General features: G+C 55.1%; 17 protein-coding genes. 15 read left to right on the top strand and 2 right to left on the bottom strand.

The window, feature by feature from the left end:
- Window positions 1–129: 129 nt before the first annotated feature.
- On the bottom strand, window positions 130–2,655 hold the full coding sequence (gene mrcB, locus AAER43_RS03920; RefSeq protein ID WP_014882607.1) for a bifunctional glycosyl transferase/transpeptidase: 2,526 nt from the start codon (window positions 2,653–2,655) through the stop codon (window positions 130–132).
- 216 nt (window positions 2,656–2,871) lie between these two features.
- Complete coding sequence (gene hrpB / locus AAER43_RS03915; protein ID WP_050861699.1) at window positions 2,872–5,301, bottom strand: ATP-dependent helicase HrpB; 2,430 nt, start codon at window positions 5,299–5,301, stop codon at window positions 2,872–2,874.
- A 73-nt stretch (window positions 5,302–5,374) separates the two neighbouring features.
- Here hrpB and thpR point away from each other — a divergent pair, with 73 nt between their 5' ends.
- The 15 genes from thpR to AAER43_RS03840 all read left to right on the top strand — a co-directional run bounded on the left by thpR (window position 5,375) and on the right by AAER43_RS03840 (window position 18,557).
- Entirely contained in the window at window positions 5,375–5,920 is a 546-nt protein-coding gene (thpR, locus tag AAER43_RS03910; RefSeq protein WP_023332115.1) for an RNA 2',3'-cyclic phosphodiesterase, read from the top strand.
- Window positions 5,920–6,624 carry a DNA/RNA nuclease SfsA gene (gene sfsA / locus AAER43_RS03905; RefSeq protein WP_023332114.1) on the top strand — a complete coding sequence of 235 codons (705 nt, stop codon included), beginning with the start codon at window positions 5,920–5,922 and terminating at the stop codon, window positions 6,622–6,624. Before thpR ends, sfsA begins: the two co-directional genes overlap by 1 nt.
- A 176-nt stretch (window positions 6,625–6,800) precedes the next feature.
- Window positions 6,801–7,256 carry an RNA polymerase-binding protein DksA gene (gene dksA / locus AAER43_RS03900; protein ID WP_001155232.1) on the top strand — a complete coding sequence of 152 codons (456 nt, stop codon included), beginning with the start codon at window positions 6,801–6,803 and terminating at the stop codon, window positions 7,254–7,256.
- 59 nt (window positions 7,257–7,315) lie between these two features.
- Complete coding sequence (gene gluQRS, locus AAER43_RS03895) at window positions 7,316–8,206, top strand: tRNA glutamyl-Q(34) synthetase GluQRS (RefSeq protein ID WP_050861700.1); 891 nt, start codon at window positions 7,316–7,318, stop codon at window positions 8,204–8,206.
- Between the two features lie 42 nt (window positions 8,207–8,248).
- A complete protein-coding gene (gene pcnB, locus AAER43_RS03890) occupies window positions 8,249–9,646 on the top strand; it encodes a polynucleotide adenylyltransferase PcnB (RefSeq protein ID WP_072093610.1) in 1,398 nt (465 codons plus the stop codon).
- Window positions 9,643–10,122 (top strand): 2-amino-4-hydroxy-6-hydroxymethyldihydropteridine diphosphokinase, encoded by a 480-nt coding sequence (gene folK / locus AAER43_RS03885; protein ID WP_032637484.1) that lies wholly within the window; start codon window positions 9,643–9,645, stop codon window positions 10,120–10,122. The genes pcnB and folK overlap by 4 nt, the downstream gene beginning before the upstream one ends.
- Window positions 10,123–10,243: 121 nt before the next feature.
- Entirely contained in the window at window positions 10,244–11,035 is a 792-nt protein-coding gene (gene panB, locus AAER43_RS03880) for a 3-methyl-2-oxobutanoate hydroxymethyltransferase (RefSeq protein ID WP_014882600.1), read from the top strand.
- Between the two features lie 11 nt (window positions 11,036–11,046).
- Window positions 11,047–11,898 (top strand): pantoate--beta-alanine ligase, encoded by an 852-nt coding sequence (gene panC / locus AAER43_RS03875; RefSeq protein ID WP_057057757.1) that lies wholly within the window; start codon window positions 11,047–11,049, stop codon window positions 11,896–11,898.
- Window positions 11,899–11,930: 32 nt separating this feature from the next.
- Window positions 11,931–12,311, top strand: a complete 381-nt coding sequence (panD, locus tag AAER43_RS03870; RefSeq protein WP_014882598.1) for an aspartate 1-decarboxylase — start codon at window positions 11,931–11,933, stop codon at window positions 12,309–12,311.
- A 333-nt stretch (window positions 12,312–12,644) separates the two neighbouring features.
- Window positions 12,645–13,256 (top strand): fimbrial protein, encoded by a 612-nt coding sequence (locus tag AAER43_RS03865; RefSeq protein ID WP_023336764.1) that lies wholly within the window; start codon window positions 12,645–12,647, stop codon window positions 13,254–13,256.
- 81 nt (window positions 13,257–13,337) lie between these two features.
- Window positions 13,338–14,081, top strand: coding sequence for a fimbrial chaperone (locus AAER43_RS03860; protein ID WP_014882596.1), 744 nt, complete (start codon window positions 13,338–13,340; stop codon window positions 14,079–14,081).
- Window positions 14,082–14,158: 77 nt separating this feature from the next.
- On the top strand, window positions 14,159–16,756 hold the full coding sequence (locus AAER43_RS03855) for an outer membrane usher protein (RefSeq protein WP_057057758.1): 2,598 nt from the start codon (window positions 14,159–14,161) through the stop codon (window positions 16,754–16,756).
- A gap of 23 nt (window positions 16,757–16,779) precedes the next feature.
- On the top strand, window positions 16,780–17,352 hold the full coding sequence (locus AAER43_RS03850; protein WP_050861702.1) for a fimbrial protein: 573 nt from the start codon (window positions 16,780–16,782) through the stop codon (window positions 17,350–17,352).
- A gap of 25 nt (window positions 17,353–17,377) precedes the next feature.
- Entirely contained in the window at window positions 17,378–17,941 is a 564-nt protein-coding gene (locus tag AAER43_RS03845) for a fimbrial protein (RefSeq protein WP_014882593.1), read from the top strand.
- A 13-nt stretch (window positions 17,942–17,954) separates the two neighbouring features.
- Window positions 17,955–18,557: a fimbrial-like protein gene (locus tag AAER43_RS03840; RefSeq protein ID WP_050861703.1), complete on the top strand. Its 603-nt coding sequence runs from the start codon at window positions 17,955–17,957 to the stop codon at window positions 18,555–18,557.
- Window positions 18,558–18,642: the final 85 nt, after the last annotated feature.

The raw sequence follows: 18,642 nt of genomic DNA, 5'->3' as shown, positions 1-18,642 counted from the left end.
TGTTTTAAATAAAAAATAATGAATCTTAGGAATTCTTAATTTTGAATTAACTTTTTTTAAAGGATTGCGGACTGTAAACAATAAAAAAGGCCGCTTTAAAATAAAGCGGCCTTTTATTCAGGGAATTAATTAATTCCCGCCAAACATGTCCTTAATCCAGCCGGCTACGCCATCGCTGTCTTTCTTCTCATTCTGCTGCTGCGGCTGTTGTTGCTGCGGCTGCTGAGGCTGAGAAGATTGATCGAACGGGTTGCCCGTTGGCTGTTCAGGCTGGCTCTGCTGGCAGAGGGAGTCCGGATTGGTGGTCCAGACCGGCAGGGTACGCATCCCACCGCCGCAAACAAAGTTACCGGAACCGTCCACGCCCATATCGACGATATCTTCCGGCGCAACCAGGTTCAGCGGCACCGGAGACTGATTCGCCAGATAGCGCTGGTAAATCGACATCGCCCCGCTTGCACCGTACAGCTTGGTTGGCTGGTTGTTATCACGGCCTACCCAGGTGATCACCACTTCACGGCCATCAATACCGGCAAACCAGGTATCGACGTTGTTGTTGGTGGTCCCGGTTTTACCCGCCAGATGCAGACCCGGATATTTCGCCCCCAGCTGACGGCCAGTACCCCGCTGCACAACCTGCTGCATGGTCCACAGCGTCATATAGGCCGCCTGCGCAGGCACCGCACGTTCTGCCTGTGGGAAGCTCTGATACAGCACGGAGCCATCCTCGGCAATCACCGAGCGCAGGGCCGAAAGCGGCGCACGGTTACCGCCGCTGGCAATGGTCTGGAACGCCTGTGCCACTTCGATCGGCGTCAGGTTAAGTGCCCCCAGAATCATCGCCGGAACCGGATGCAGCTGATCTTTCGACACGCCCAGTTTCTGCCAGGTGTCGACAATCGCAGGCAGGCCCAGCGCCATACCGAGGTTAACCGTGGGGACGTTCATGGAACGGGTCAACGCATCCACCAGCATAACCTGGCCGCTGAACTGTTTATCATCGTTCTGCGGGGACCAGACCTGACCGTTAGGCTGACGCAGTGAGATTGGCGCATCGGCAATCCAGGTGTTCAGACGATACAGATTCGGCTGACTCAGGGCGGTGAGATAGGTCGCCGGTTTTGCCAGAGAACCAATCGAACGACGCGCCTGCATGGCACGGTTATAGCCCGCATACTGCGGCTCGGCACCGCCCACCATCGCGCGTACTTCGCCAGTGTTGCGGTCAACCACCACCATGGCGGTTTCCAGATCGCTCAGCTTGCGCTGTTTCTTCAGTGCCGGAATACCTTCCACCGCGGCTTTTTCTGCTGCATCCTGGGCCACGGAGTCAAAGGTGGTGAAGATCTTCACGCCGGAGAGATCTTTGACCTTATCACCGAGCTTGCTTTGCAGCTCCTGACGCACCATTTGCATAAACGCAGGCTGAGGAGAGATCACCCCACCGCGCGGCTGCACGCCAAGCGGACGCGCGCTCAGCATGTCGTACAGTTCCTGATCGATCACCTGCTGTTGTTGCAGCAGACGCAGGACCAGGTTACGACGCTCCAGCGCCAGTTTCGGGTTACGCCACGGGTTGTAGATGGACGCCCCTTTCACCATGCCCACCAGCAATGCCTGCTGGTCAAGGCTCAGCTCTTCCACCGGGCGGCCAAAATAGTACAGGCTTGCCAGCGGGAAGCCGCGGATTTCGTTATCGCCGCTCTGACCGAGGTAAACCTCGTTCATGTACAGCTCAAGAATACGATCCTTGCTGTAACGCGCATCCATCAGCACGGCCATGTACGCTTCGTTGGCTTTACGCCAGTAGGAGCGTTCGCTGGAGAGGAACAGGTTCTTCACCAGCTGCTGAGTCAGCGTACTCGCCCCCTGCACGGTACGACCCGCGGTCAGGTTCGCCAGTACCGCACGGCCGATAGAGTAAAGGCTGATGCCGTCGTGCTCGTAGAAGTGACGGTCCTCGGTTGCCAGCAGCGTATCCACCAGCAGATCCGGGAAGCCGTTACGCGCTACAAACAGGCGCTGCTCGCCGTTAGCCGACGAGAGCATGGTGATCAGACGCGGATCGAGACGGAAGAAACCGAACTGACGGTTGTTATCCATGTTCTCGATGGTATCCAGACGATCGCCGTCAAAGGTCAGACGCGCGCGCACCTGCCCCTCTTTGCTGTCCGGGAAGTCGAACGGACGGCGGATCATCTCAATGCTTTTCGCCTGAACGGTAAATTCGCCAGGGCGCGTCATCTTCGATACCTGACGATACTGGGTCGCTTCCAGCAGTTTCACCATCTCGTTCTTACTGATGGACATATCTGGCTCAAGGTTCACCATACGGCCATACACTGCCGCAGGTAACTGCCAGACTTTACCGTCGATACGGCTGCGGATCTTCTGATCCAGATAAACGCCGTAAATCGCCATCAGCACAACAAAAACAATGAACAGCTTCAGCAGCAGCCAGAACCAGCCGCGTTTGCCCCGAGGCTTGCGCCCTTTGCCTTTTCCTTTACGCGGCATCGGTTCTTCATCCTCATAATCGTCTTCATAGTCATCGTCATAGTCCTCATCTCTGAGGCGACGACGGCTTACCTTTTCTTTCGCCGGACGCGTGGGTTTTCCCTTACGTCCTATTGGCTCGCGGTCATTCCCCGCCATGCTTTTTCTCCGCAACGTTCAGGCGCAAAGGCCCGATTCTCATTTCTTCCACTGACCTGTGAAAGAAGAAATCTCTCAAAATAAACAGCAAGACTTTCCTTGCAGGAAAGTCTTTAGTGTTTTCTCCCTCTCCCCATGGGAGAGGGCCGGGGTGAGGGCATCAGGCCGCACAATCCAGCCCGCACAATCCAGGCCGCACTCCCCTCTTCCCCTGATTCACGAATACTTCTTCGTCCGCCGTGTCGGCGCCGTGTTCGCCGGATCGTCCGGCCAGACGTGTTTGGGATAGCGCCCTTTCATCTCTTTCTGCACGTCCCGGTAACTTCCCGCCCAGAACGCGCCCAGATCGCAGGTGATCTGCAGCGGACGCTGCGCAGGCGACAGCAGCTCAAGCACCAACGGCACACGCCCTTCTGCGATAGACGGTGTGGTGGCTTCACCAAACATCTCCTGCATCCGTACCGCCAGCGCCGGAGGATTATCCTCATGATAACGAATGGCAATCCGGCTCCCGGTGGGCACAGTGTAATGCCCAGGCAGCTCACTATCCAGACGTTGACGTAATGACCAGTCCAGTAAATTCTGTAACGCGGTCTTAACATCAAGCGCCTTGAGCGCACGCAAGGAGTGTACGCCGCTCATTTGCGGCAGTAGCCAGTGCTCAAGCGTAGCCAGCAGCGTCTCATCATCCACCGCTGGCCAGCCGTGTTCCGGCAGCCACTTCGCGGCGCAGTGCAGGCGTATACGATACTGTTCAGCTTCCGGCGTCCAGTTCAGTACGCTCAGCCCTTTTTCCCGGATGCCGTTCAGCATCGCCTGGTGTAACTCTTCTTCTGACGGCTTCGCCAGCGGTTTCGTCCCGAGCGTCAGTTTGCCAATCTGACTGCGGCGAAACGCCTTTAGCGTGCCCTGAGTCTCATCCCATTCCACGATATCGGACTGCTGCAGCAGCTGCGGACAAGCGCGGGTCAGGGCATCAATGTCTACGGCAAACGCCTGTAAAATACGTGCGTCAGGAGAGTGGCTCCCCTGAAGCAAAAGCGGGGCAATCAGCCATTCGTGACGCGTTAACGCATCATCGCTGTCCAGCATCGCCCCCATGCCGTTTGCCAGCTGATAGCGCCCGTCCAGCCCGCGGCGGCGGGCAATTCTGTCCGGGAAGGCCTCTGACAGCAGGGAGGCAATTTTATCGCTGTCAGGTGAACCGCCCCGGCTATTCAGGCGTTTGGCCAGCTGCTGCGCCCGCTGCTGCCAGTTCCCCTGATTACGCGAAAATGCCTGTCCCAAATCGCTAGTGCCACCGCGCGGCGGCTCCTCAAGGATAGCCGCCAGCCTGGCCGCCGTGGCAATTTCATCGTTCCCCTGCGCGGCCACCAGCATAGCAGCCAGACGCGGATCGTTACCCAGCGCCGCCATTTTCTGCCCGCGCGCCGTCAGACGCTCGCCTTCCAGCGCGCCAAGCTGAGTCAGCAGGCTGCGCGCCGCCGTGAGGTTAACCGCTGGCGGAGGGTTGAGCCATGTGAGCTGGGCAGGGTCAGGACAGCCCCATTGCAGGAGATCCATCACCAGGCCAGACAAATCACTTTGTAAAATTTCTGGCGTGCTTTGCTGTGCGGCACGCTCAGCTTGCTCCGCGCTGGTCAAATGCAGACAAATGCCCGGCGCAAGACGCCCGGCACGGCCCGCACGCTGGATCATCGACGCCTGGCTGATGCGCTGCGTGAGCAGCTTAGTCAGCCCGGTGCGCGGGTCAAAACTGGCCACCCTCTCCTGGGCGCTATCCACCACCAGGCGAATGCCTTCGATGGTCAAACTGGTTTCCGCGATATTGGTCGCCAGCACCACTTTGCGCTGCCCCGCCGGGGCGGGAAGGATCGCTTTACGCTGATCGGCCAGCGACAGCGCGCCATAGAGCGGACACAGAATAATGTCGCTACTCACCCGTGATGCCAGTTGCTCCTGTACGCGCTGGATTTCTCCCACACCGGGTAAAAATAGCAGCAGCGACCCCGGTTCCTGACGAAGCAGTTCAGCCGTGGCGACAGCCACCGCTTCGTCAAAACGCTGATGGGCAGGTAGCGGCTGATAGCGCCGCTCCACCGGGAATGCACGACCTTCGGAGGCAATCACTGGGGCATCAGGCAGCGTCTGCTGCAGCCGCGCGTTATCCAGCGTCGCCGACATAATGAGCAGCCGGAGGTCGTCGCGCAGCCCCTGCTGGACGTCCAGCAACAGCGCCAGGGCCAGATCCGCCTGCAGGCTGCGTTCGTGGAATTCATCCAGGATCACCAGCCCCACGCCGGTCAGTTCCGGATCGTTTTGCAGCATGCGGGTGAGAATGCCCTCGGTAACCACTTCAAGGCGCGTGGACGGGCCAACGCAGGTTTCGGCACGCATCCGATAACCTACCGTTTCGCCCGGTTTTTCGTTCAGCAGTTCCGCCAGTCGCTGCGCCACGTTGCGTGCGGCGAGCCTGCGCGGCTCCAGCAGGATGATTTTTCCGGCAATCTTCCCTTCTTTGAGGATCTGTAGCGGCAGCCAGGTGGATTTGCCCGCCCCCGTAGGCGCGTTAAGCAAAACCTGCGGGGCGTGGTGTAAGGCAGCAAGAAGCTCGGGAAGGACGACGGCGACCGGCAATGAGGACACTAACAGCTCCAGAGGGTTAACATTAGTCGGCGTACATTGTAGCATCGGCGCATATCATTACCGAGTCCCCCGTATGTCTGAGTCAAAACGACTGTTTTTTGCCATTGAGCTGCCCGCCCCTGTTCAGCGGCAAATCGTTCGCTGGCGCGCTGAACATTTTCCACCGGAAGCAGGTCGGCCCGTTGCGGCCGCGAACCTGCATCTGACGCTGGCATTCCTGGGCGACGTGAGTGCCGGGAAACAGCGGGCGTTAGCCGCCATGGCCGGGCGGATTTCTCAGCCGCCGTTTACGCTGCACCTCGACGATGCAGGACAATGGCTACGTTCGCGCGTGGTCTGGCTGGGCACGCGCCAGCCACCGCGCGGATTATTGCAGCTGGCGAATATGCTGCGCGCGCAGGCGGCGCGCAGCGGCTGTTATCAGAGCCCGCAGCCATTTCATCCGCATATCACGCTGCTGCGCGATGCCGGTCAGGCCGTTGCCCTCCCGGCCCCGGGTTTTCACTGGGCTTTCCCGGTCAATGCATTCGCGCTTTATGAATCTGTCTTTGCTCAAGGACGCACACGCTATACGCCGCTACAGCGCTGGACGCTGGGCGACACGATGAAGGAATCCTGATGAAGTTTAGCCCTGCACTCCAGCCCGCCACGCTGATCCAACGCTACAAACGCTTCCTCGCCGACGTGGTGACACCTGAGGGGAAAACGCTCACTCTGCACTGCCCCAACACCGGAGCCATGACCGGTTGCGCCACGCCGGGTGACACGGTCTGGTATTCCACTTCAGAAAATACTAAACGCAAATATCCCCATACCTGGGAAATAACTGAGACACAAAGTGGGGCATTTATTTGCGTTAATACCCTGCGCGCCAATCAGCTGGTTAAGGAAGCGCTGACCCATGGCACTATTCCCGAACTGGTGGGTTATGGTACGCATAAAAGTGAAGTGAAATATGGCGATGAAAGCAGCAGAATTGACTTCATGTTACAGGCGGAAGACAGGCCGGAGTGCTATATTGAAGTAAAATCAGTGACGTTAGCGGAACAGGAAAATGGCTACTTCCCGGATGCGGTTACGCTACGTGGACAGAAGCACCTGCGGGAGCTAATGAGTGTTGCGGCGGCGGGCAAACGCGCCGTACTGCTGTTTGCGGTACTGCATTCAGCCATTGAACGGTTCTCACCTGCCCGCCATATTGACCCTAAATACGCGCAATTGTTGAATGAGGCACAAAAGCAGGGGGTAGAGGTTTTCGCTTATAAGGCGGAACTTTCTGCCGATAATATGACTCTGAGATCCTCTCTTCCCATTGTCTTATAAGGGATTAGACGATTGATGATTATGTGTTCTGGCCGCGTGCGCAAATACGCTTTTCCTCACAGGCTTGTCAAGTGTTACGTTTAGATAATTGCCATACGGAAAAGCATCTGCTATTTATAGCGACCTGATTTTTCCCCCAACACGGGGATCGATAGTGCGTGTTAAGGAGAAGCAACATGCAAGAAGGGCAAAACCGTAAAACATCGTCCCTGAGTATTCTCGCCATCGCTGGGGTGGAGCCGTATCAAGAGAAACCGGGCGAAGAGTATATGAACGAAGCCCAGCTGTCGCACTTCAAGCGTATTCTTGAAGCATGGCGTAATCAACTCAGGGATGAAGTCGATCGCACCGTTACGCATATGCAGGATGAAGCTGCAAACTTCCCGGATCCGGTAGACCGTGCCGCTCAGGAAGAAGAGTTCAGCCTCGAACTGCGTAACCGTGACCGCGAACGCAAACTGATCAAAAAGATCGAGAAAACGCTGAAAAAAGTCGAAGACGAAGATTTTGGCTACTGCGAATCGTGCGGTGTTGAAATCGGTATTCGTCGCCTGGAAGCGCGTCCAACCGCCGATCTGTGCATCGACTGTAAAACGCTGGCCGAAATCCGCGAAAAACAGATGGCCGGTTAATACCAGCGCTGTTTACCCACTCCAAAGGCGGGAGTCTCTCCCGCCTTGTTAACGTTGATATGTCTGAATCACACTATATCGGGCGCTTCGCGCCATCTCCCTCCGGTGAATTACACTTCGGCTCATTAATTGCCGCGCTCGGCAGCTACCTGCAGGCTCGCGCCAGCCAGGGCAAATGGCTCGTCCGCATAGAAGATATTGACCCGCCGCGTGAAGTTCCCGGTGCTGCAGAGACCATACTGCGTCAGCTGGAACATTACGGCCTGCACTGGGACGGCGAGGTTCTCTGGCAATCAAAACGCCACGAGGCGTATCGGGAGCGTCTGGCCTGGCTCGCTGAGCAAGGGCTTTCCTACAACTGCACCTGCACCCGCGCGCGTATCCAGAGCGTTGGCGGCGTCTATGACGGGCACTGCCGTACGCTCAATCATCCCCCGGAGAACGCCGCCGTGCGCCTGCTGCAACGTGCGCCCGTCACCCGTTTCGACGATCTGCTCTCCGGAGAGATCCGTGCCGATGAACGTCTGGCGCGCGAAGATTTTATTATTCACCGTCGTGATGGTCTGTTTGCTTATAACCTGGCCGTGGTCGTCGACGACCATTTCCAGGGCGTCACGGAAATTGTGCGCGGGGCAGACCTGGTCGAACCTACCGTGCGGCAAATATCGCTGTATCAGCAGTTTGGCTGGACGGTACCGGGTTATCTTCATCTGCCGCTGGCGGTCAATGCGCAGGGCATTAAACTGTCCAAGCAAAACCACGCCCCAGCCCTGCCAGACGGCGATCCGCGTCCTGTTTTGATCGACGCGCTGCGATTTCTCAACCAAAATGTAACCCACGAATGGCAGGATCTGCGTATTGACGAACTGCTGAAAATGGCCATCGCGCAATGGACGCTCACGGCGGTGCCAAAAATCCAGCATTCTCAAATGCGTTGCGCTGAGCTATGATTAGCCGCTTTTTTCATAACAAAACACACTACGAGGTGTACCATTTTTACCCGAGTCGCTAATTTTTGCCGTAAAGTGCTAAGCCGCGAAGAGAGCATGGCGAACGATGCTATTGCACAGCCACACATGTCGGTTATTCCGCGTGAGCAGCACACTATTTCCCGCAAAGATATCAGTGAAAATGCCCTCAAGGTGCTCTATCGTCTGAATAAAGCGGGCTACGAGGCCTATCTCGTTGGCGGTGGGGTGCGTGATTTACTGCTGGGCAAAAAACCAAAAGATTTCGACGTGACGACCAGCGCCACGCCTGAGCAGGTGCGCAAATTATTCCGTAACTGTCGTCTTGTTGGCCGCCGTTTCCGTCTTGCTCACGTCATGTTTGGGCCAGAAATTATCGAAGTGGCGACCTTCCGCGGCCACCACGAAGCGGGCGCATCCGATCGCACGACCTCCCAGCGCGGCCAGAACGGTATGTTGCTGCGTGACAATATTTTCGGTTCTATCGAAGAAGATGCCCAGCGCCGCGACTTCACCATCAACAGCCTCTATTACAGCGTGGCGGATTTCACCGTGCGTGATTACGTGGGCGGTATGCAGGACCTGAAAGAGGGCCTGATCCGCCTGATCGGCACGCCAGAAACGCGTTATCGCGAAGATCCTGTGCGTATGCTGCGCGCCGTGCGTTTCGCCGCCAAGCTCAACATGCGCATCAGCCCGGAGACGGCAGAGCCGATCCCGCGTCTGGCGACGCTGATCAACGACGTGCCGCCTGCCCGTCTGTTTGAAGAAGCGCTGAAGCTATTGCAGGCTGGCTACGGGTTTGAAACCTACAAGCTGCTGCGCGAATACAACCTGTTCCAGCCGCTATTCCCGACCATTACGCGCTACTTCACCGAAAACGGTGACAGCCCGATGGAGCGCATGATTGCGCAGGTGCTGAAAAATACCGACACCCGTATCCAGAATGACATGCGCGTGAACCCGGCATTCCTGTTTGCGGCGATGTTCTGGTATCCCCTGCTGGAAACCGCGCAAAGAATTACTCAGGAGAGCGGACTGGCCTATTACGATGCCTTTGCGCTGGCCGCAAACGACGTGCTGGACGAAGGGTGCCGTACGCTGGCGATCCCGAAACGTATTACCACGCTGGTGCGCGACATCTGGCAGCTTCAGCTGCGCATGTCCCGTCGCCAGGGCAAACGCGCCTGGAAACTGATGGAACATCCAAAGTTCCGCGCCGCGTTCGATCTGCTGTCCCTGCGTGCGGAAATTGAACGCAATCAGGAGCTGCAGCGTCTGGCGCAGTGGTGGGCTGAATTCCAGGTTTCCGCTCCGCCGGAACAGAAGGATATGCTGACCGGGCTGGATGAAGAGCCCGCACCGCGTCGCCGTCATCGTCGTCCGCGCAAACGTGCGCCGCGTCGTGAAGGTTCAGCATGACACTCGCCTGTATCGCCATCGGCAGTAACTTAGCCTCTCCGCTGGAGCAGGTTAACGCTGCCGTAAAGGCGCTGGGCGAGATTCCGCAAAGCCGGATCGTCGCCGTCTCGTCGTTTTATCGTACCCCGCCGCTCGGCCCACAGGATCAGCCTGATTACCTGAACGCTGCCGTGGTGCTGGAAACAGCCCTTGATGCAGAGGCGCTGCTGAATAACACCCAGCGCATTGAGCTCCAGCAGGGCCGCGTGCGCAAAGCCGAACGCTGGGGACCGCGCACCCTCGATCTCGACATCATGCTGTTTGGCCAGGAGGTGATTCATACCGATCGCCTCACCGTACCGCATTATGATATGAAAAATCGCGGATTTATGCTCTGGCCGCTCTTTGAAGTCGCCCCCGATATCACCTTCCCGGACGGTACCTCGTTAAAGACCGTTCTGGACAACCTGAACGCGGAAAAACCCGCTCGCTGGTAAACCTCTCCCCCACCGGTTGGCCGCTAAATAATTGTGGTTAATCGGTTGCCTAAAATCATTGTTCCCCGGAATGTTACTGTTAGAATGCGCAAAGATTCGCTTTGGGCTATCAGGAAACAGTATGAAACCAACCACCATCTCCTTACTGCAGAAATGCAAACAGGAAAAAAAACGCTTCGCCACCATCACCGCGTATGACTACAGCTTCGCCAAACTGTTTGCCGAAGAGGGTATCAACGTCATGCTGGTCGGAGATTCGTTAGGGATGACGGTACAAGGACATGATTCCACCCTGCCGGTCACGGTTGAGGATATTGCTTACCATACCCGCGCCGTGCGCCGCGGTGCGCCAGCCTGCCTCCTGCTTTCCGATCTGCCGTTTATGGCCTATGCCACACCGGAGCAGGCATTCGAAAACGCGGCGGCGGTCATGCGTGCCGGGGCCAATATGGTCAAAATTGAAGGCGGAGCCTGGCTGGTGGATACGGTGAAGATGCTCACCGAACGCGCCGTGCCGGTATGCGGCCATCTGGGCCTGACGCCACAGTCCGTCAACATCTTTGGCGGCTACAAGGTGCAGGGCCGTGGCGATGCGGCACAGACGCTGTTTGATGATGCCCTGGCGCTGGAAGCTGCAGGCGCGCAATTGCTGGTACTGGAGTGCGTGCCTGTTGAACTGGCGAAACGTATCACTGAAGCGCTGTCGATTCCGGTGATTGGTATTGGTGCTGGCAACGTGACCGACGGGCAAATTTTAGTGATGCACGACGCCTTTGGTATTACCGGCGGGCATATCCCGAAATTTGCGAAAAATTTCCTTACCGAAGCGGGCGACATGCGCGCCGCGGTCAGGCAGTATATTGCCGACGTTGAATCCGGTGTTTACCCGGGTGAAGAACACAGTTTCCATTAAGGAGTCTCGTTGTGCTAATCATTGAAACCCTGCCGCTGCTTCGCCAGCACATCCGTCGCGCGCGTCAGGAAGGTAAACGTATTGCACTGGTCCCGACCATGGGCAACCTGCATGACGGCCATATGAAGCTTGTCGACGAAGCAAGAGCCCGTGCAGATATCGTGGTGGTCAGTATCTTCGTAAACCCCATGCAGTTTGACCGCGCAGATGACCTCGCGCGCTACCCGCGAACCCTGCAGGAAGACTGCGAGAAGCTCAAAAAGCGTCAGGCGGACATTGTTTTCGCGCCGTCTCCGGCAGACGTTTATCCTCAGGGAACCGGCGAAGCAACCTACGTGGACGTTCCGGGAATTTCGACCATGCTGGAAGGCGCCAGCCGTCCGGGCCATTTCCGCGGCGTCTCCACCATTGTCAGCAAATTGTTTAACCTGGTACAGCCGGATATCGCCTGCTTCGGCGAGAAAGATTTCCAGCAGCTGGCGCTGATCCGCAAAATGGTGGCGGACATGGGATATGATATTGAGATTGTGGGCGTGCCGATCGTGCGCGCTAAAGACGGGCTGGCGCTCAGCTCCCGCAATGGCTATTTGACCGCCGAGCAGCGTAAAATCGCCCCGGCGTTAAGCAAGGTCATGAACAGCATGGCAGAACAGATTCTGGCGAAAGCATTAACCGCAGAAGAGATTATTGCTCTTGCGGAACAGGCGCTGAACGACAAAGGTCTCCGGGCTGACGATGTACAAATCCGCGATGCTGATACGCTGCTCGAACTTGCAGAGACAAGCAAACGTGCGGTAATTCTGGTGGCGGCATGGCTTGGCCAGGCTCGCCTGATTGACAACAAAGTGGTTGAGCTGGCGTAGTTTTTCTACCCGGAAGATGAAAGGTAAACGTAATGATTCGCAAAATGCTGCAAGGTAAGCTTCACCGTGTGAAAGTGACTCAGGCAGACCTGCACTATGAAGGCTCCTGCGCCATTGACCAGGATTTCCTCGACGCGGCGGGTATTCTTGAGAACGAAGCGATCGATATCTGGAACGTCAATAACGGCAAACGCTTCTCTACCTATGCAATTGCCGCCGAACGCGGGTCCAAAATCATCTCCGTCAACGGCGCGGCAGCACACTGCGCAGAGGTGGGCGATATCGTGATCATCGCCAGCTTCGTGATGATGTCTGACGAAGAAGCGCGTCGCTGGCAGCCCAAAGTGGCCTATTTTGAAGGCGATAACGAAATGAAGCGCACGGCAAAAGCTATTCCTGTTCAGGTCGCCTGATTTCTTTTCCCTGGACTCATTTTTATCTCATTCACTATCAAAATGAGTCCAGTCTTTTTTGTGCAAGCCACGATCAATTATAGCGCATTTAATAGGATTTAAATAAATAACCAAAGAAATCTCAGAGAATTATATTATATAATTCCCAAATCATAATTCCCACCCATTAAGAAAAACTTAAACCAACCTGCAGTTTTAATCACCCCCGTTGACTAGTCTTATCCCAAATAAATCTCTAGAATCCGCCACGAAATAACATTTCAGATTTTAAATCAATAGCTCCAAAAAAAATTATTGATTTAAATGTTTTAACTTCAAAATATGGATATTGGTATGTCTTTTAAAAAAGTTAGCATGGGTATGGCAATTGCACTGGCTCTGAGCGCAGGTTCCGCAGTTGCAGCTGTTCCAGGTGACACAGGTACGATTACTTTCCACGGCATGGTGTCTAACACCACTTGTAAAGTTTCCCTGGATCAGAAAATTGACCAGAGTGGTAACGATTTCGATGTCACCCTGGACACCGTATCTGTTGCTGATTTTGGCACCACTGCACTGGGTACTACCAGCACCCTGGGCCAGAAAAAATTCAACCTGGCGCTGACCGGTTGTGATACTGCTACCGTGGCTAAAGCATCTGCACAGTTCAACTCCTGGGCGGGTTCTACTTCTACCGAAGGCGGCCTGCTGGTTCCACCAGCAAACGCTCAGGGTTCTGCGAAGAACGTTAACCTCGTACTGAGCAACGATGGCAACACCAAAACCGATCTGGTGAAAATCGACCAGACTAACAACACTCAGCAGGCCACTGTTGATACAAGCGGCGCGGCTAAGCTGTACTACAAAGTAGCTTATACCCAGGGCCAGGGTTGGGATCAAACCACTAACCCAGTATCCGCCGGTACCGTGCAGGCACAAGTTGCCTTCACCATGAACTACGAATAAACCTCTTTGTTTTGCAGGTTTTAAATAATCCCCCGCTTATGGGGGATTATTCTTATCATTCCAACAGGAAGTGGAAAAATTATGTTTAACGCATCCGTAATTAAAGGATTAAAGACCGCGCTGTTTACTGCTGTTTTATTTTCAGCATCACACGCCAGTGCCGATATTGTTATTTCCGGCACCCGCATTGTTTACCCTGAGTCATCAAAAGACGTCATCGTTAACCTGGATAACCGTGGTGCAAAACCTCTGCTGGTTCAGTCCTGGCTGGACGACGGTCGCGACGAAAAAAGCCCGGAAGAACTTAAGCTCCCGTTCGTGATCACCCCGCCAGTTTCACGTATCGACCCTAAGCAAGGTCAGTCTTTGCGCATCACCTACATGGGTCAGTCGCTGCCAAAAGACCGCGAATCGTTGTTCTGGTTTAACGTATTAGAAATTCCGCCAAAACCTAAAAATGCCAACGCCGAAAATACAAACCAGCTTCAGCTGGCGTTCCGCACCCGCATTAAATTCTTTTTCCGTCCAGACGGACTGAAAGGCTCAGCGCTGGAAGCCGCCGACCATGTCACCTGGACCATGAAGAAAGACGGCAACGGCGTCAGCCTCGTCGCCCATAACGAGTCCCCGTACAACGTAGCGATTTCAATGGTCAAACTTAAGTCGGGCCAAAAGACCTATGAGGTAGCCCACCAGTCTGTTCTGCCTTTCAGCGAGAAAGCCATGCTGGTCAAAGGATTAACCACCACCACAACCGGCAAAGTGGCATACGAAACAATTAACGATAACGGTGGGGTCGACAACCACGAAACCACGTTGAAGTAATTTGCCACCCGACAACATAACAATAGATAGCATGAGCTCTGCGGATATGTTTATCCGCACTGATAAATGGATGTGCCATGGTGTTCCGACGTTCTCTTTTATGCCTTGCGATCGGCACGGCATTCCCCTTACATGTTTGTGCAGACAGTCACGCAGCTAATGACACCGCGCAGGAAAACGAAGATGCGGTCGAATTTAACGAACAGTTTCTTCTCTCAAGAAGCACAAATATTGACGTAAGCCGCTTTGCGCATGGTAACCCGGTGGCGCCGGGTACGTACCGTACCAGGGTCAATTTAAACGGCACGTTAAAATCGACGGTTGACATTATCTTTAAAGATAACGGGACGCCGCGCGCGACACCCTGTATTACGAGGCTTTTGCTCTCGCAGTCCGGTGTGGATACCCGCGCACTCGAAGACGAGCTGGACGACGACGACAACGAGACCTGCATCGATGTAAAAAAATTCTATCCTGAAGCGTCGGTCAACTACGACAGTGCTAAGCAGGTGTTGAACCTCAACTTCCCGCAAATTTACGTGGTTAAGCGCCCGTTAGGCTATGTCGACCCGTCCCTTTGGGATAACGGCATTCCGGCGGCGCTTCTGTCTTACGATCTCAACGGCTGGCACAGCGAAAACAGCGGTTCAACCTCTGAAAGCGCCTATGCGGGCCTGCGCTATGGTCTCAACATGGGACCATGGCGCCTGCGATCGCGCGGCAGTCTGAACTGGGATAAAGACAACGGCACGCACTACAGCAGCCAGGATATTTATCTTCAGCGTGACATCACCTCTCTTGACGCGCAATGGGTACTCGGTGACTCCTTTACCAACGGAGAAGCCTTCGACTCCTTGAGCCTGCGCGGAACACGTCTGTATAGCGACGAACGTATGCTGCCAAACGGTTCGACGGGGTATGCACCGGTGATTCGCGGCGTGGCAAACAGCAATGCCAAAGTCAGCGTCACGCAGAGCGGCAATAAAATTTATGAGACCTCAGTGCCGCCGGGCGCGTTTGAGATCAACGATTTGAGCACCACGGGCTACGGTAACGATCTGCTGGTCACCATTGAAGAGGCGGACGGCAGCAAGCGCACGTTCACGGTGCCGTTCTCGTCCGTGACCCAGATGCTACGCCCTGGATCCTCACGCTGGGACGTTGGCATGGGTGAACTGAACGACGACTCGCTGATCGACAAGCCCCAGGTAGGCTACGGTACGCTCTACTACGGCCTCAACAATACCTTCACGGGCTATGCTGGCGCCCAGTACACCGACATGGACTTCTATGCAGGCATCCTCGGCCTGGCAATGAACACCCCCATCGGTGCTTTCGCACTGGACATCACCCAGTCGCACGCGGATATCGAAGACCTGGGTACGCGCAGTGGGCAGAGTTATCGTCTGACATACAGTAAGCGCATTGAAGCCACGAACACCTCGTTCAACGTGGCGGCCTATCGCTTCTCTACCGAAGACTATCTGAGCCTGAACGATGCCGCGCAACTGCGTAACAGCATCAAACAGCAGAACTATGCCAACCGTAGCTATGAGTCAAATACGGCTCTTTACGATGACTACCAGCGTACTAAAAACCAGATCCAAATCAGCCTCAACCAGCCTCTGAGGGCGGCTGAAAAGGATTACGGTTCGCTGTACGTCAGCGGAACCTGGCAAGACTACTGGAACGGGGAAGGCTCTAACTCTAACTACAACGTGGGCTACAACAACAGCTTCGCCTACGGTAGCTATAGCCTGTCGTTACAGCGGACTTACGACCAGCGCGGTCAACAGGATGACAGCGTTTACCTCAGCCTGAGCGTGCCGCTGAGCGTCTTCTCGCAGGACAACTCGCGTTTAGCTGGGTTCTCGAACGTCAACATGGGCCTGCGTTCCGATCTTAAAGGCGGTACTAACTTCAACAGCTCCGCGAGTGGCAACACTCAGGATAACAAGGTCAGCTACTCCGTCAGTACGTCGTCCAGCAGCGGTAACTACGGCAACCTGAACCAAATCAGTGGTTATAGCTCGCTAAATAGCAGCTATGGTCCGCTCGGCGTTTCCGCCTCGTTTGGTGACGACAATAGCAAGCAGTTCTCCGCCTCTTACAGCGGCGGGATGGTCGCACACGCGGGCGGTATCGCCTTCGCACCGGGCAGCATTGGCGATAACGATGCCATCGCGGTAGTCAAGGCCAGCGGTGCGAAGGGCGCGGGTGTGGGCTACGGCGCAGGCACAATTGACGACTCCGGCTACGGCATTCTGCCGTATATGTCCGCGTATCGGGAAAACCGGGTTTCGCTGGATATCAGGACCCTCGAAAACGACGTTGAAGTGAAAAATACCACCACCACCACCGTACCGCGCAGCGGTTCTGTCGTGCTGGTGAATTTTGAAACCGACGAAGGACGTTCGGTCGTTCTTGAGCTTAAGCGTAACGATAACGGCTTTATTCCACTGGGCGCTGACGTGCTGAATGAAAAAAATGAATCGGTGGGTTCCGTGGGCCAGGCCGGTCAGGCCTATGTTCGCGGTATCGAGAACAGCGGCGTGCTCCGCGTGGTCTGGAGCGGTGACAAGGACGGTTCCTGCACAGTGCGCTATCAGCTGAAACCCGATTTAGAGAAAACCGGGCTCATTACCCTCCTCAATAACCAAACATGTGAAATGTAATCAGGGAAATTAAGAGAAATCATATGAAAAAGATGCTTCTCAGCCTGTCTGTCATTGTCATGACAGCGCTGACTCTCTCAGGGACGGCACACAGTACCGATCTTACGGTTAACTTTACCGCCAACCTTCGTGAAACGACCTGTGATATGAAGCTGGTTGGCGGCTCAGGTTCCAATACCGAGCAGACGCTTAAAATCGGAGACTCACAGGGCAAAATCCGTCTCGACCAGGTGCAGGCCGGTACAGCGACAGCTGAATTCAAGCTGGCCATCGTTGAATGTCCGTCCTCGCTGAGCGACCTGAAAACCACGGTGAAGGGTACGCAGAACACCGATCTGTTAACGGGTGTAAGTAACTCGAAAACGACCGCCAGCGGCGGTGCAGATTATGCAGCCGTCACCATTGCCCGTGCATCCGCCCCGGACTCACCGTTCACCATTAACTCGACCAACGATGCTCAGCGTCTGGTCTGGTCCGCGGCGGAAATCACCAGCAAGGAAATCCCCCTGGTGGCGACTCTGAAAGAAACCCAAACCGGCAAAATGACCACAGGCGATTTCGAAGCCATAGTGACGTTTGAATTCAGCTACGAATGATTTGTGCAGATAACGGAGCACTCAAATGAAATTTAACTCAACTTTACTCGCCCTGTCCGTTGCTGCCCTTTTCGCTACCGGCACGGCAAATGCAGCGATTACAGGCACCCCCAGCGCCAAGCTAACCGTCCAGTCAACCATCACCGCTGGCACCTGTACGGCGAAAGTGACCAACAGCGCGGGCGCGGATGCCACTGAGGTGAACTTTGGTGATGTGTATAAAGCTGATCTGGAAAACAAAAGTCGCGTAGAACCGCTGAAGATCTCATTTACTGGCTGTGCAGGCGTGAAAAAAGCCATGGTGTCTGCGGCGTCCGGTACAGGCGGCTCATGCTCAGGTAATAACCTGGACGGGGACGCTTATGCCGCGGGCCAGAACACCGCCTTTGAGCTCTGGTCTGGCGCGGTGGATTCCGGCCTTCAACTGAACTGTAAGACGCCCCCCGCAGCGCAGGCGGTTACCATCACCAGCGGCGTGGGTGAGTTCCCGATGAACTCCCGTATCGTGATCGCGAAGGATAAGACCATCGCTGATGTGGGTACAGGCTCGGTAACTGCGCCTGTGACCTTCACCGTAACCTATCAGTAATACAGGAATTGTCATGCAACAATTACCGATTCTCTTTCGCCAGCCCGGTCTTGTGTTGCTTGTCGGCCTGGCTGGTGGGCTTTTACCTGACGTAGGCCGGGCAAATTCAGGCCTGGATACGAACATTACCGCCAACATTGTTAATAGCAGTTGTAAGGTAACCGTTGATAATGGAGGAGAAATCTATCTCCCCGCGGTTATACGTAGTTGGTTTTATAACGCTGATGGTAGCGATCGCTATGTTCCTGGCGATGATGCAGGCGGCACATCTTTTAAGATTCATGTCGATGACTGCTATGGTGAAAGCGGCAACCCTGCAAAGCTGAATTTCAGCTTCTCTCCTCAATCAGGATTCTGGCCGGGACAAAACCAGGTATTTAAAAGCGATGATACTGCTGCAGGAACGGCGAGAAACGTCGGCGTGGTGATTTTTTCCGGAAAAAATAAAGCCAACGTATTAAATAACGACGGAACGTCAAAAGTCGTTTACGACGTGAGTGGTGAGGGTTCTGCATATATAACGGATTATGAATTCTACGTCAGATATCAAAACACAGGCGTTGTTACTGGCGGGACGGTGACCAGCAAAATACGCGTTGACGTCACTTATGAATAATAACCAGAACAGGAAATGGATGAGAATGTTCAAAGAATTCAAACACAGCCCCCTTATTAACGGTGCTGCGAAGGTTGCCTTAACC

Origin of the sequence: Enterobacter sp. FUJ80071 (assembly GCF_038739915.1) — a bacterium.
GTDB classification, from domain to species: Bacteria; Pseudomonadota; Gammaproteobacteria; order Enterobacterales; family Enterobacteriaceae; genus Enterobacter; species Enterobacter kobei.
Note: the sequence above shows the minus strand (reverse complement) of the source record. Positions and strands in the feature narration are given on the sequence as shown.

Bases quoted from the DNA above. Each gene is read 5' to 3' on its own strand.
- mrcB (WP_014882607.1), bottom strand. From the start codon at position 2,655: ATGGCGGGGAATGACCGCGAGCCAATAGGACGTAAGGGAAAACCCACG.
- thpR (WP_023332115.1), top strand. From the start codon at position 5,375: ATGTCTGAGTCAAAACGACTGTTTTTTGCCATTGAGCTGCCCGCCCCT.
- sfsA (WP_023332114.1), top strand. From the start codon at position 5,920: ATGAAGTTTAGCCCTGCACTCCAGCCCGCCACGCTGATCCAACGCTAC.
- dksA (WP_001155232.1), top strand. From the start codon at position 6,801: ATGCAAGAAGGGCAAAACCGTAAAACATCGTCCCTGAGTATTCTCGCC.
- gluQRS (WP_050861700.1), top strand. From the start codon at position 7,316: ATGTCTGAATCACACTATATCGGGCGCTTCGCGCCATCTCCCTCCGGT.
- folK (WP_032637484.1), top strand. From the start codon at position 9,643: ATGACACTCGCCTGTATCGCCATCGGCAGTAACTTAGCCTCTCCGCTG.
- panB (WP_014882600.1), top strand. From the start codon at position 10,244: ATGAAACCAACCACCATCTCCTTACTGCAGAAATGCAAACAGGAAAAA.
- panD (WP_014882598.1), top strand. From the start codon at position 11,931: ATGATTCGCAAAATGCTGCAAGGTAAGCTTCACCGTGTGAAAGTGACT.
- AAER43_RS03865 (WP_023336764.1), top strand. From the start codon at position 12,645: ATGTCTTTTAAAAAAGTTAGCATGGGTATGGCAATTGCACTGGCTCTG.
- AAER43_RS03860 (WP_014882596.1), top strand. From the start codon at position 13,338: ATGTTTAACGCATCCGTAATTAAAGGATTAAAGACCGCGCTGTTTACT.
- AAER43_RS03855 (WP_057057758.1), top strand. From the start codon at position 14,159: ATGGTGTTCCGACGTTCTCTTTTATGCCTTGCGATCGGCACGGCATTC.
- AAER43_RS03850 (WP_050861702.1), top strand. From the start codon at position 16,780: ATGAAAAAGATGCTTCTCAGCCTGTCTGTCATTGTCATGACAGCGCTG.
- AAER43_RS03845 (WP_014882593.1), top strand. From the start codon at position 17,378: ATGAAATTTAACTCAACTTTACTCGCCCTGTCCGTTGCTGCCCTTTTC.
- AAER43_RS03840 (WP_050861703.1), top strand. From the start codon at position 17,955: ATGCAACAATTACCGATTCTCTTTCGCCAGCCCGGTCTTGTGTTGCTT.